This window comes from Mycobacterium sp. NGS29, assembly GCF_059812965.1.
On record NZ_JCALDR010000001.1, the window covers coordinates 39,522 to 52,441 of the forward strand.

General features: G+C 68.1%; 11 protein-coding genes. 8 read left to right on the plus strand and 3 right to left on the minus strand.

Going from position 1 to position 12,920, the window contains the following annotated elements:
- The first annotated feature begins 300 nt into the window (after window positions 1-300).
- Window positions 301-759 (plus strand): LppP/LprE family lipoprotein, encoded by a 459-nt coding sequence (locus AC5Y5Z_RS00180; RefSeq protein WP_463824935.1) that lies wholly within the window; start codon window positions 301-303, stop codon window positions 757-759.
- On the opposite strand, the gene AC5Y5Z_RS00185 is transcribed toward AC5Y5Z_RS00180, so the two are convergent.
- Window positions 756-2,696, minus strand: a complete 1,941-nt coding sequence (locus AC5Y5Z_RS00185; RefSeq protein ID WP_463824730.1) for an acyl-CoA dehydrogenase family protein — start codon at window positions 2,694-2,696, stop codon at window positions 756-758. The genes AC5Y5Z_RS00180 and AC5Y5Z_RS00185 overlap by 4 nt on opposite strands.
- A 105-nt stretch (window positions 2,697-2,801) precedes the next feature.
- Between AC5Y5Z_RS00185 and AC5Y5Z_RS00190 the strand changes: the two genes are divergently transcribed.
- Entirely contained in the window at window positions 2,802-3,368 is a 567-nt protein-coding gene (locus AC5Y5Z_RS00190; protein WP_499922692.1) for a methyltransferase family protein, read from the plus strand.
- Window positions 3,368-4,453: an esterase-like activity of phytase family protein gene (locus AC5Y5Z_RS00195; protein WP_499922694.1), complete on the plus strand. Its 1,086-nt coding sequence runs from the start codon at window positions 3,368-3,370 to the stop codon at window positions 4,451-4,453. The genes AC5Y5Z_RS00190 and AC5Y5Z_RS00195 overlap by 1 nt, the downstream gene beginning before the upstream one ends.
- Here the strand turns inward: AC5Y5Z_RS00195 and AC5Y5Z_RS00200 are convergent.
- Complete coding sequence (locus AC5Y5Z_RS00200; RefSeq protein WP_499922695.1) at window positions 4,425-5,954, minus strand: ABC transporter permease; 1,530 nt, start codon at window positions 5,952-5,954, stop codon at window positions 4,425-4,427. The genes AC5Y5Z_RS00195 and AC5Y5Z_RS00200 overlap by 29 nt on opposite strands.
- Before the next feature lie 395 nt (window positions 5,955-6,349).
- Here AC5Y5Z_RS00200 and AC5Y5Z_RS00205 point away from each other — a divergent pair, with 395 nt between their 5' ends.
- On the plus strand, window positions 6,350-6,571 hold the full coding sequence (locus AC5Y5Z_RS00205; RefSeq protein WP_499922698.1) for a hypothetical protein: 222 nt from the start codon (window positions 6,350-6,352) through the stop codon (window positions 6,569-6,571).
- 517 nt (window positions 6,572-7,088) lie between these two features.
- On the opposite strand, the gene AC5Y5Z_RS00210 is transcribed toward AC5Y5Z_RS00205, so the two are convergent.
- A complete protein-coding gene (locus AC5Y5Z_RS00210) occupies window positions 7,089-7,565 on the minus strand; it encodes a MarR family winged helix-turn-helix transcriptional regulator (protein WP_463824727.1) in 477 nt (158 codons plus the stop codon).
- Window positions 7,566-7,661: 96 nt separating this feature from the next.
- On the opposite strand from AC5Y5Z_RS00210, the gene AC5Y5Z_RS00215 reads away from it, so the two are divergent.
- The 4 genes from AC5Y5Z_RS00215 to AC5Y5Z_RS00230 are packed head-to-tail and all read left to right on the plus strand — an operon-like array spanning window position 7,662 to window position 12,865.
- A complete protein-coding gene (locus AC5Y5Z_RS00215; RefSeq protein ID WP_463824726.1) occupies window positions 7,662-9,707 on the plus strand; it encodes an ATP-binding cassette domain-containing protein in 2,046 nt (681 codons plus the stop codon).
- Window positions 9,704-10,552 carry a CbiQ family ECF transporter T component gene (locus AC5Y5Z_RS00220; RefSeq protein WP_463824725.1) on the plus strand — a complete coding sequence of 283 codons (849 nt, stop codon included), beginning with the start codon at window positions 9,704-9,706 and terminating at the stop codon, window positions 10,550-10,552. The genes AC5Y5Z_RS00215 and AC5Y5Z_RS00220 overlap by 4 nt, the downstream gene beginning before the upstream one ends.
- A 4-nt stretch (window positions 10,553-10,556) precedes the next feature.
- A complete protein-coding gene (locus AC5Y5Z_RS00225) occupies window positions 10,557-12,002 on the plus strand; it encodes an amino acid permease (RefSeq protein WP_499922701.1) in 1,446 nt (481 codons plus the stop codon).
- Window positions 11,999-12,865: a universal stress protein gene (locus AC5Y5Z_RS00230; RefSeq protein ID WP_499922703.1), complete on the plus strand. Its 867-nt coding sequence runs from the start codon at window positions 11,999-12,001 to the stop codon at window positions 12,863-12,865. The genes AC5Y5Z_RS00225 and AC5Y5Z_RS00230 overlap by 4 nt, the downstream gene beginning before the upstream one ends.
- The last annotated feature ends 55 nt before the right edge of the window (window positions 12,866-12,920 follow it).

Genomic DNA, 12,920 nt, shown 5'->3' on the forward strand with positions numbered 1-12,920 from the left:
ACTGTGCGCTGCGGGAAACCTCGGGCTCACGTGTCGACCAGCGCCCTGCGCTCAGATTAGCGTCGAGCATCCCGAATTTCGGCCTGTAGCTGCGGTTTTGACGGAACCGGGAGTACATTCACAGGTCATCGCAAGGTCGGCGCCGGTGACCCACGAGCGCGTTCACCCTGCGGTGGTGGCGACAAAATGCGGGAACCCCCGCCATCAGCGCAGAATCAACGCCCGGGGGAGGCCGACGCCGGGTCGGGACGAGTCGTTTAGGCTCGCGACGTGCGTCGTTGGAGCGCGATCGTCGTGTTGATGAGCCTGCTGGCTGTCGGCTGCGACGACAAACCGTCGCCGCCACCGGCCGCCAAACCGGACAGCTGCAAAGAATCCGACGGCCCCACCGCCGACACGATCCGGCAGGCCATCGCCGCGGTTCCGGTCGAGGTGGCCGGCTCGAAATGGGTGGAGATCGGCCGCGGCCGCACCCGCAAGTGTCGGTTGCACTGGGTGCAGATCATCCCGACCATCGCCTCCGAATCGACCCCGCAGCAGCTGCTGTTTTTCGACCACAACATCCCGCTGGGCTCACCCACGCCCGATCCGCGGCCCTACATCACCGTGCTGGCGCCCAGCGACGACACCGTCACCGTGCAATACCAGTGGCGCAAGGGCAACGACGAGGAGTGCTGCCCCAGCGGCCGCGGCACGGTGAAGTTCCAGATCGGACCCGACGGCAAGCTCAAAGCGCTCGGGCCCATCCCCCGAAGCTAGTCGGGCAGATTCTCCGGGTGCAGCATCTCGGCGTAGCGCAGCGGCTCAGGGATGCCGAACCCGTCGACCAGCGTCCGGGCGTGCGGACGCAGCACCCGGCACCGATCGTTGATGCCGCGGGTCACGGCCTTGGCCCGTTCGGTCGACAGGTACGTGTGCTCGATGAACCAGGCCTTGTCCTCTTCGATCACCGACAGCGCGTAGAGGTCGCAGACCACGTCGAGCAGCTCGCGGGTCTCGCTGTCCGGGCACGCGTCGATGCCGGCGACGAACGCCTCCAGCACCACCCGGTCGATGTGCGCCTGGGCCGCATGCAGCACGTGATCCTGCACCGCGTTGAAGGCGTCGAAGGCCGACATCTCCTTGGACTTGCCCTGTAGCCGGCGGGCGACCGAGGACAACAGATAGTTCTCCCGGTCCTCGAACATGCTGACCTGAGTGCCGCGGTTGAACAGGCTGCCTTCCTCTTCGCTGTCCTGCCGCGAGTCGACGATGCGTTGCATAATCGCTTCGGCCGCAGTGCGTTTCATCACCCGGTCGCCGACGGTGTTGGCCGCGAACCGCACCCATTCCACCGGGCTCATGCTCTTGATGTCGTCGGCGTACTGGGTCAGCAGCTCCTTGGCGACCAGCTGGGTCAGCACGTGGTTGTCGCCCTCGAAGGTGGTGAACACGTCGGTGTCGCCGCGCAGCGCGATCAACCGGTTTTCGGCCATGTATCCCGCACCGCCACACGCCTCCCGGGCCTCCTGAATGGCCCGCGACGCGTGCCAGGTGTTGGCCGCTTTCAGGCCGGCCGCGCGGGCTTCCAGCTCACGTTGCTCGTCGGCGTCCACCACGTCGGAGGTCTGCAGGTCGTGAGTCTTGGAGACCAGCTCGTTCTGCGCGAACTGCAGTGCGTACGACCGCGCGATCAACGGGAAAAGCCGGCGCTGATGCACCAGGTAGTCCATGATCAGCACTTCGGACTCGTCGTCGTCGGGTGAAGTGAACTGCCTGCGCTGCAACGCATATCGGGTGGCGATGTCCAATGCGACGCGAGCGGCGTTGCCCGCGCTGCCGCCTACGGTGACCCGGCCCCGGATCAAGGTGCCGATCATGGTGAAGAAGCGGCGGTTCGGGTTGTCGATCGGCGAGCTGTAGGTCCCGTCCTCGGCGACGTCGCCGTACTTGTTGAGCAGGTTCTCCCGCGGAACGCGGACGTGGTCGAACATGATGCGGCCGTTGTCCACTCCGGGCAACCCGCCCTTGTACTGGCAGTCCGAGGTGGTCACGCCCGGCAGGTCGTCGCCGTCCTCGTCGCGGATCGGTACCAGCAGGCAGTGCACCCCGTGGTTGACCGGCTCACCGTCTTCATGGGTGATCAACTGCGCGAACACCGCTGCCATACGGGCGGTTTCGGCCGCACCACCGATGTAGTCCTTGCGTGCCGAGGGTGTCTCGGAGTGCACGACGAACTCCTGGGTATCGGCGTCGTAGGTCGCCGTCGTCTCCAGCGACTGCACGTCGCTGCCGTGTCCGGTCTCGGTCATCGCGAAACAGCCGAGCAGGTCCAGGGAGATGATGTCCTTGATGTAGGACCCGTGGCGCTCGGTGCCGAGGTTCTCCACCGCCCCGCCGAACAACCCCCACTGCACCCCGGCTTTGACCATCAGCGACAGATCCGACATGGCCAGCATCTCGATCATGGTGACCGCCGCCCCGACGTCGCCGGTGCCGCCGTGCTCTTTGCGGAAACCTTCGTCAGAGATGCCGGAGGCAGCCATCATCTGCATCTGCTCGGCCACCTTGGCCCGGGCGATGACGGTGTTGGGGGTGTAGTGCGGACGGAACGCCTCCTGGGACAGCTTGGCGCGTACCTCGTTCTTCACATCGCGCCACCGCCCGTCCAGCGCGTCGCGGAGATGATCAGCTGTGGTCTTGTTGTCTGACGCCATTCCACGACCGTAGCCCGTCGTCCGCGCTGCCGGAACAAGTCGCACTTCCCGGCCTTGCGGTGTCGTGGAATCGTTAGGTTTGCTGGGCGACAAAGGGGGTCGGCGATGCCGCAGTATCTGGCCGCACTCATGGTGGTGCTGCTGTTCGGCACGGTGGCCGGACGACTGATAGTGCTCAAGCGAACCGGCACCCAGGCCCTGCATTTCGGGAACCTGGACAACAGCGATTTCGCGATCCCGCCGGTGGCGTCGTTCTACTTCTACACGATCTTCGCGGCGGCGTTCGGCTGGCCGCTGGTCAGTAATCAGCGGTTTTTCCGGTCCAGCGTGGCCGCTTGGGTCGGAGTGGGCCTGTGCGCGTGCGCCATCGGCGTGCTGGTGTGGAGCCTGGTGTCGTTCGGCCGCAGCTTCCGGGTGGGCATCGACGTCGACAAACCTGGCCGCCTGGTCACCTCCGGCGTCTTCGCGGTCAGTCGCAACCCGATCTACGTCGGCTTTTTCCTGTTCTTGGTGGGCCAGCTGTTGGTGTTCCCCAACTGGGTTCCGCTGTTCTACCTGTTCGCAGGAACCTGGCTGTTCCACCGCCAGGTGTTGCGGGAAGAAAAGTTCCTACGCGAGCAGCACGGCCGCGAATTCGACGAGTACTGCACTCGCGTCAGGCGCTATGTCTGATGCGGCGCCGGTTGGTGGCCCAGCTGCTGGCCCTGGGGCTGGCCGGCTGCGCTGCCGGGCCGCCTGCGTCGCACGCGGCGCCGCTGCTGAGTTATCTCGGCCAGATGCAGCTCGGTTCCGGCGCGGTGTGCGACGGCACCGTCGTCGGCGGGCTGTCGGGCATCAGCTACGACCCGCAGCGTCAGATCTACTACGTCATCAGCGACGACCGCTCCGGCAAAGCGCCGGCCCGGTTCTATACCTTCCGATTGTCGTTGTCAGACAACGGGATTGACGAAGCCACCTGCATCGGCGGGCGCCCTTTGCGGGACCGGTCCGGAGCGGTGTTCGGCCCGTTGGACCCGCCGGTGGTGCCGCCGGACCCGGAGGGCATCGCTTTCGACGCGGGTCGGCAGCGACTGTACTGGAGCTCCGAAGGGGAGCGACTGACCGAGCGGGAGCCGGTGCTGCTCGATCCGTGGGTGCGCATCGCCGGACTCGACGGCGGCTATCAGGGGGAGTTCACCCTGCCCGCCAACCTCAAGATGTCCGCGGCACGCACCGGGCCGCGGCGCAACCTCGCGCTGGAGGGGCTGACTCTCACGCCCAGCGGTGCGTCGCTGTTCGCCGCGATGGAAGACCCCGGCTACCAGGACGGGCCGGTGGCCGACGGGGAACACCAGGTGTTGACTCGCATCACCAGATTCGATGTCGCCACCGCCGCGCCCACCGCTCAGTACGCCTACCCCATGGACCCACCCGGGCGCGGCGTCGACCGTAACGCGGTCTCTGACCTCGTGGCGCTGACCGACACCACGTTCCTGGTGCTGGAACGCTCCACCGCCATACCTGCGGTCGTGCGCATCTACCGCGCCGAAATCGGCGCGGCGACCGACATCTCGGCGCTGCCGTCGATGCGGGAAGCCGCGCTGACGCCGATGACCAAGTCGCTGGCAGTCGACCTGTCCGCGGTCTATCCGCTGGACAACGTCGAAGGCATCACTCTCGGACCGAGACTGCCCGACGGGCGTCAGTCGGTGGTGCTGGTCAGCGACGACAATTTCGCAGCCACCCAGATCACCCAGTTCGTGCTGTTGGCGATGTAGCAGGCACGCGCAACCGGTATCGAACCAGTCCGGCCCACGCCAACCCCAGGACCGCCAGCATCAGCATGTCGAACACCCACCAGCCGGAGTAGTGCGCCCACATGGCGTTCTGCGCGGCCAGTTTGTCGACCCGGCGCAGGTTGACCGTGGACGCCGCGGCCGCAAACCCCCACTGCGCCGGGATGAACCAGGACACCTGGTCATACACCCAGGTGCCCACCAACGACATCAGACCGCCGGCGAACAACAGCGAGGCCAGCAACGCCGGCACCGCCAGCGCCACCGCCTCGCCGACCGATCTGCCGAGCGAGGACAGCGCCAGCCCGACGATGGCCGAGACGACGGCCGTCGCGGCCACGCTGACATACAGCTCGAAATCCGCGCTGCCCAGCAGGACGGCGCCGTGCCTGGGTCCGCCTTTGCCCGCCAGGACGATGACGCTCAGAATTGCCGCCTGCACCGCGGCGACGACGCCGAAGACGACGATCTTGCCCAGTAGGTACGCCGACGCCGACAACCCGACCTGCTGATCCCGCCGGAACACCCGCCGCTCGCTGACCAGGGCGCTGATGGTGGCGGTGGTGCCCAGCAGCACCGCGCCGAAGTTGAGCGCGGCCAGGATCTCGACGGCTTCGTGGGTGTTGCTCGACGACGAACCCGCTCGTCCCAGCCCGGAATTGCCAGGGATCAGCAGCGTCAGACAGCCCAACGCGACCGGCAGCAGCAGCAGGAACAACCCCTGCACCGGGTTGGCGGACACCATCCGGACCTGGCGGCGGACCACCAGCCGGACCTGCTGGCCGAAGCTGAGGGCGGGCGGGGTGCGTTCGGGATGGGCGACCGACGGTGGCGGGGGAGCAACCTCCTGCTGCCGGAGCTGGAACGCGTGGTGGGCGCCGTCGGGGTCGGCGGCCACGCGGGCGAAAATCTGGGACCAGTCGGTGGTGCCCAACACCGATTCCAGCTGCGCGGGTGGCCCGGCGAAGGCCAGCCGGCCGGCGGGAGTCAGCACCAGCACTTGATCGCACAGGCTGAGATAGCCCAGCGAGCCGGGCGACGTCACCGCCATCACGACCACACAGCCCAGATCGGCCTGCCGGCGCAACATCGTCATCAGGTGGTGCTCCTGCTGCGGATCCAACCCGGCGGCAGGCTCGTCGACCACCAGCATCGTCGGCCGGGCCAGCAGTTCGACCGCCAGCGACGCGCACCGGCGCAGCTCGGGGGGCAGCTTGGCCACCTTGGTTTTGCGGTGCGGGGTCAGCTCGAGCTCGTCGAGAACCTGCTCGACGATCCGGGTGCGGTTTTCGACCGTGGTGTTCGACGGCAGCCGCAGTTCGGCGGCGTAGCCCAGGGCGCGTTCCACGGTCAGGTTGAGATGGACCCGGTTGTCGCGGGGCACCACGCCGATCCGCGTACGCATCGCCGCCGGGTCGCCGTGCACGTCGCGGCCGTCCACCGTCAGGACACCGGAGGTCAGCGGGCGGGTGCCGGCCAGCACTGCGGTCAGCGCGAAATTGCGGGCCGACGACGGCGATCAGCGAGCCCGGACGGGTCGTGAACGACACGTCGGCGAGCACCGGGTGGCCGTCGAGCGTCAGTCCGAGCTGGTGGGCGGTCACCCCGATGGTCCGCGCGCCGGATTGCAGCAGCGGCAACCGGCCGGTTTGTCGGGTGAATTCGCCGGGTGCAGGCTCGTCCTGGGCAGGGAGCAGTTTGCGCGTCGCCTCGCTCATCCGGCTGATCAGGCCCGGCCCCTCGGGCTGCTTGTCGAGGTCGACGGGTGCAGGCGCCGGCGGGACGGGCGGTGTCACGGGTGGCGGACTCGGCGCGACGGCGGGTTCGGCCCGGATGAAGCGGAACGGCCGGGTGGGCCGTTCCATCGGGGATTGCTCGGTGCCCGAGAAGTCGAGCGGCGCCATCGGAATACGGGTGGTAGCCGGCTCGTCGGCGACCGGCGGCGGCTGCACCGGGATGCGGCCGGTGGTCGGCTCGGGCTCGCCGGTGGGAGGCGTCTGCGCCGGAAGCCGCGTGGTTTCCGGCTCGTCCACCACCGGCTGCGCCGGGATGCGGGTGGTCTCCGGATCGTGTTCGGCCTCGGGCTGCGCGCGAAGCTGAGCAGTGGCCGGCTCCCCGTCCAGCCGTGATTCGGGTGGCAACGCGACCCCGTGCGGGTCGGTCGCGGACGCCGCCGCAGCCGGATCGTCGGCGGCAGAGACCTGGAAGGTCAGTCGCGGCCCGCGCTCCGCGTCGCCGAGCGCGATCGTCTGGCCATCCCGGATGTCCACTGTCGACAACCGGGTGCCGTCCACGAACAGGCCGTGCTGACTCTGATCGACGGCCAACCAGTGGGTGCCGGCGAACCGCAGCACCAGGTCGGGGACCGGTTGGGACGCATCCTCGACCCCGCCCAGGCCGGGGCGGTCCAACCGGATGTCGCAATGCCCGCCGTGGCCCACGATCACGTCGCGGCCCGGCGTGAAGAAATACCGCAACGATCCGACCCACACGGTCAACGGGGAGGCATCAGGTATGGCCGGCACCCTTCTCTAAAGAGCGGTCCAGGGCGCACCATTCGCGCCCTGGAACCAGTGTCTACCCGCTGAGGCGGTACATCCACCTGCAAAATCGGGGCTCAGAGCGTGTTGCGTCCCGGCGCGCTCGCCGCGTTCTGCAACACCCGCCGCAGCACGTCGACGGCGTCGACCAGCACCTGGCGTTCGGCGGGTCGCAAGCGGGCCAGTTGCGGTTCGATGGCGGCGGCGCGGTCGCGGCGCACCGCGTTGAGCATGTGCAGTCCCTCAGGCGTGATTCGGATGCGGACCGCCCGCGCATCGCCGGGGTCGACGGTGCGCGAGACCAGTCCGGCCTCTTCGAGCCGGCGCACCTGGGTGGTCATCGTGGGCTGGGAACAGTGGTCGACGGCGGCCAGGTCGCCGATGCGAGCTTCGCCCTCGGCATCGATGGTGGCCAGCAGCCGGGCCTGCGCCGCCGGCAGCGGCATCTGGATGCGCTGAGTTGCCAGCCGATTCAGCCGTGCGACCACGGCCAGCAGATCCGCTCCCAGGCCGTGCGGGACCTCGGCGTCATTTGCCGTGGCGGACGAACTCATGAACTCATCGTTGCATAGCTTTGCTATGCGCCACCAATCGCGGTTAGTCCTACGTGCTGCGCCGGTGCAGGGCCTGTGCCTGGCAGAATCGGTCGAGTGACACCGCCCGGCCCATCACCTTCGCGCCATCGGCGCGGACCCCTGCGCCCCCCTGAATTGGCGCAGGCCGCGGTGATGGCGGCGTTATGTGCGGTGACCGCGATCATTTCCGTTGCCGTGCCGTTTGCCGCGGGTCTGGCGCTGTTGGGCACTGTGCCCACCGGCCTGCTGGCCTACCGGTACCGATTGCGGGTGTTGCTCACCGCGACGGTCGCCGCGTCCATCATCGCTTTCCTGATCGCCGGCGGCGGTGGGCTGGGCGCGGTGGTGCAGAGTGCGTACATCGGCGGGCTCACCGGGGTGATCAAACGCCGGAACCGGGGCACGCCGACGGTGGTCGTGGCCTCGCTGATCGCCGGGGTGATCTTCGCGGCCGGCAACGTCGGGCTGCTGATGATCCTGACCCGGCTGCGGCACCTGATGCGCGACGCCATCACCGCCAATGTGGACGGTCTCGCGTCCTTCCTGAACGGCGTGCACGGTGAGCGCCTCGGTGCCTGGCTGAAATCTGCCTACGCCTTCTCCTTGCATTACTGGCAGCTGGTGCTGCTCGGCATCGTGACGATCGGGATCGTGTTCATGTCGCTGATCGGCTGGTGGGCGCTGTCGCGGCTGCTGGAACGCATGCGCGGCGTGCCCGACGTGCACAAGCTCGACGCGGCCGTCGGCGACGCGCAGGATGCCGCCGTCGGGCCGGTCCCGGTGCGCTTGGACAAGGTGCGCTACCGCTATCCCGGTGCCGACCAGGACGCGCTGCCCGAGATCAGCATGGAACTCCGCGAAGGCGAACACGTCGCCATCACCGGGGCCAACGGTTCCGGAAAGACCACGCTGATGCTGATCCTGGCCGGCCGGGAGCCCACGTCGGGCACTGTGCACCGGCCCGGCGCGGTGGGTCTGGGCAAGTTGGGTGGGACGGCGATCGTGCTGCAGCACCCGGAAAGCCAAGTGCTGGGCACCCGCGTCGCCGACGACGTGGTGTGGGGGCTGCCGCCGGGCACCAAGATCGATGTCGAGAAGTTGCTCCGCGAAGTGGGACTGGACGACCTCGCTGAACGGGACACCGGCAGCCTGTCCGGCGGTGAGCTGCAGCGCCTCGCGCTGGCGGCGGCACTGGCCCGCGAGCCGGCGATGCTGATCGCCGACGAGGTCACCACGATGGTCGACCATCAGGGCCGCGAGGGTCTGCTCAACGTGCTGTCCGGTCTGACCAAACGGCACCGCATGTCGCTGGTGCACATCACGCACTACAGCAACGAAGCCGAATCCGCCGATCGCACAATCAAACTCAGCGACTCGCCGGACAACACCGGCATGGGCCAGGCGACCGAGGCCCCGGCGCCGGACGTGGGTGACACCCGCCATGCGCCAGCCCTGGAACTCGTCAACGTCGGGCACGAGTACGGCGTCGGCACGCCGTGGGCCAAGACCGCGCTGCGCGATGTTTCGTTCGTGGTCGAGCAGGGCGACGGCGTGCTGATCCACGGCGGCAACGGCTCGGGGAAGTCGACGCTGGCGTGGATCATGGCCGGGTTGACCACACCCACCAGCGGCGCCTGCCTGCTGGACGGGCGGCCCACCCACGAGCAGGTCGGCGCGGTCGCGTTGTCGTTCCAGGCGGCCAGGTTGCAGTTGATGCGCAACCGGGTGGACCTGGAAGTCGCCTCTGCCGCCGGCTTTTCGCACAAGGACGAAGACCGCGTGGTGGCCGCGCTCGGCGTGGTCGGGCTGGATCCGGCGCTGGCCAAGCGCAGCATCGACCAGCTCAGCGGGGGCCAGATGCGCCGGGTGGTGCTGGCCGGGTTGCTCGCGTGCTCGCCGAAGGCGCTGATCCTCGACGAGCCGCTGGCCGGTTTGGACATCGCCAGCCAGACCGGCCTGCTGCGCCTCTTGGAAGACCTGCGCCGCGACACCGGGCTGACCGTGGTGGTCATTTCGCACGACGCCGTCGGGATGGAGACGTTGTGTCCCCGGACGCTGCATCTGCGGGACGGCGTGCTGGAATCGGCGTCGGCGTCCAGTTCGGCAGGGGGTGCGTCGTGACGGTGGCGTCGTCCCCGGCGGGGCGGGAGAAGCGCAAACCCGGCCGTCCGGTCGTGCTGCTGGTGCCGATACCGGGCGGCTCGCCCATCCACGATCTGTGGGCCGGAACGAAGCTGCTGGTGGTCTTCGGGATTTCGGCGTTGCTGGCGTTCTACCCCGGCTGGGTGACGATCGGGTGCATGGCGGCGCTGGTACTGGCGGCGATCCGGATTGCCCGCATTCCCCGCGGGGCGCTGCCGTCGATACCCCGCTGGTTGTGGATTGTGTTGGCGATCGGCGGTATTACCGCCGCCCTGGCTGGCGGCGATCCGGAAATCCCGGTCGCCGGTGTCGAACTCGGACTCGGCGGAACGCTGAACTTCCTGCGCATCACCGCGCTGACACTGGTACTGCTGGCGACCGGTGGGCTGGTCTCCTACACCACCAATGTGGCCGAAATCGGTCCTGCGGTAGCCACTTTGGGCCGCCCGCTACGGCTGTTGCGGCTGCCGGTCGACGAGTGGGCGGTGGCGCTGGCGCTGGCGCTGCGCGCCTTCCCGATGCTGATCGACGAATTCCAGGTCCTCTACGCCGCGCGTCGATTGCGGCCCAAGCAGACCCCGAAGAGCCGCAAGGAGAAACGTCAGCAGCGCCGGCTGGAGATGATCGACCTGCTGGCCGCCGCCATCACGGTGACGCTGCGGCGCGCCGACGAGATGGGCGATGCGATCACCGCCCGCGGTGGCACCGGTCAGCTGTCGGCCAATCCGCGGGGGCCCAAGCTGGCCGACTGGGTGACGCTGGCGATCGCCGTCGTGGTGGGTGGCGCGGGCGTCGCAATCCAGACCATCCTCACCGCGGCCTGACGAGTTGGCGGCTACTTCGATCGGCCTCAAACAGCAGCTGCTGCGTCGCCGACCGGTGGGTGGTGCCCCAGTCGCTGTGGGCGCCGACTCCGGTCTGAAGCGAAGTTTCGGCACCTTTCAGCTGACCCTGTTCGGGGTCGGATCGACGATCGGGACCGGGATCTTCTTCGTGCTGTCCCAGGCGGTGCCCGAGGCCGGCCCCGGGGTGATCGTGTCGTTTCTGGTCGCTGGTGTCGCAGCCGGGCTGGCCGCCTTCTGTTACGCCGAATTGGCTTCGGCGGTACCGGTTTCGGGCTCGTCGTACTCGTATGCGTACACGACCATGGGCGAGGTGGTGGCGATCGTGGTCGCGGCGTGCCTGCTGCTGGAGTACGGGGTGGCCACCGCCGCGGTGGCGGTCGGGTGGAGCGGGTATTTGAACAAACTGCTGCACAACCTGTTCGGATTCGAATTGCCGCATGCACTGTCCGCGGCGCCGTGGGACAAGCCACCGGACGGGGTCGCGCACGGGTGGGTGAATCTGCCGGCGGTCATTCTGATCGTGATGTGCGCCCTGCTGTTGATCCGTGGCGCCAGTGAATCCGCGAAAGTCAACACGGTGATGGTGTTGGTCAAGTTGGGCGTGCTGGGCATGTTCGTGGTCATCGCGTTCACCGGGTTCGACGACGGAAACCTCAAGGACTTCGCCCCGTTCGGGGTGGCGGGCATCGGCTCGGCGGCGGGCACCATCTTCTTCTCTTACATCGGCCTGGACGCGGTCTCGACCGCCGGCGATGAGGTGAAGGACCCGCAAAAGACGATGCCGCGGGCGTTGGTGTCGGCGTTGTTCATCGTGACCGGGGTGTACGTGCTGGTCGCGCTGGCCGCGTTGGGCACCCAGCCGTGGCAGAACTTCGGGGCGCAGGAAAACGCCGGGCTGGCAACCATTCTCGACAACGTCACCCGGGGCACCTGGGCCGGCACAGTGCTGGCCGGTGGCGCGGTGATCTCGATCTTCACCGTCACGCTGGTCACCCTGTACGGGATGACCCGGATCCTGTTCGCGATGGGCCGCGACGGGTTGCTGCCGTCGCGGTTCGCGAGGGTGAATCCGCGCACCATGACGCCGGTGAACAACACCGTGATCGTGGCGATCGTCGCGTCGGCGTTGGCGGCGTTCGTGCCGCTGGACAAGCTGGCCGACATGGTGTCCATCGGCACGTTGACCGCGTTCATCGTGGTCTCCACCGGGGTGATCATCCTGCGGGTGCGGAATCCTGACCTGCCCCGCGGCTTCCGGGTGCCGGGTTATCCCGTGACTCCGGCACTTTCGGTGCTGGCCTGCGGCTACATCCTGTTCAGCCTGCACTGGTACACCTGGCTGGCGTTCTGCGGCTGGATTGTGGTGGCGTTGGTCTACTACCTGGCCTGGGGCCGGCACCACAGCGCGCTCAACAAGGACGCACCGTGACCGTCGTCGTGGGGTACCGGGCCGGCAAAGTCGGCCTGTCCGGGCTGAACCTGGCCGCCGGCGCCGCTCGCACGCTCCAGACGTCGCTGACCGTGGCCACGATCGTGCCCAGGCCGTGGCTGACGCCGTCGCTGGCCCGGGTGGACGCTGAATACGAGCAGTGGGCGGATTCGTTGGCCGAGAATTCGGCTCGGGAAGCCGAGCGGATTCTGTTCCCGTTGGCTGAGGGGATCGACATCAGCTACCTGCATCGGGCGCATCGGTCGGTGTCGGGCGGACTGCTGGAAGTCGTCGCGGACGTCGACGCCGAGATGCTGGTGCTGGGGTCGCTGCCCAGCGGCGGGCGCGCACTGGTGGTGGTCGGCACCACCGCGGATTGGCTGCTGCACTCCTCACCGGTTCCGGTCGCGATCAGCCCGCCCGAATATCGTTCTCATTCAGCGGGTTTGACGCGGCTTGCCTGTGCGTATTCGGCTACCCCGCAGTCAGCGGAGGTGGTGCGCCGCTGCGTGGAGTACTCGGAGCGGTTCTCGGTGCCGCTGCGGGTGATCACCTTCGCGGTGCGGGGTCGGACGATGTATCCGCCGGAGGTGGGGTTGGATGCCGAGGACGCCGTGCTGGAGGCGTGGGCGTCACAGGCGCGCGAGATCCAGTCTCAGCTGACCGTCCCCGACGACGTCGACTTCGAGGTCGTCACCGCGCACAGTTGGGCGGAGGCATTGTCGAGCACCGTATGGGTTGACGGGGAGATCCTGGTGATGGGCACCTCGCCGCGCGGCGACATCCGGCGGGTGTTCCTGGGGGCGCGCAGCGGCAAGATCATTCGGCACAGCCCGGTACCGGTGCTGGTGTTGCCGGGTTAGCGTTTCTGGCCGCTCTGTTGCGTTTTGCGGGCGTTGGCTGCGTCGAGCGTCACGT

Coding starts and splice junctions, on each gene's coding strand:
- AC5Y5Z_RS00180 (WP_463824935.1), top strand. CDS start 301: ATGAGCCTGCTGGCTGTCGGCTGCGACGACAAACCGTCGCCGCCACCG.
- AC5Y5Z_RS00185 (WP_463824730.1), bottom strand. CDS start 2,696: ATGGCGTCAGACAACAAGACCACAGCTGATCATCTCCGCGACGCGCTG.
- AC5Y5Z_RS00190 (WP_499922692.1), top strand. CDS start 2,802: ATGCCGCAGTATCTGGCCGCACTCATGGTGGTGCTGCTGTTCGGCACG.
- AC5Y5Z_RS00195 (WP_499922694.1), top strand. CDS start 3,368: ATGCGGCGCCGGTTGGTGGCCCAGCTGCTGGCCCTGGGGCTGGCCGGC.
- AC5Y5Z_RS00210 (WP_463824727.1), bottom strand. CDS start 7,565: ATGAGTTCGTCCGCCACGGCAAATGACGCCGAGGTCCCGCACGGCCTG.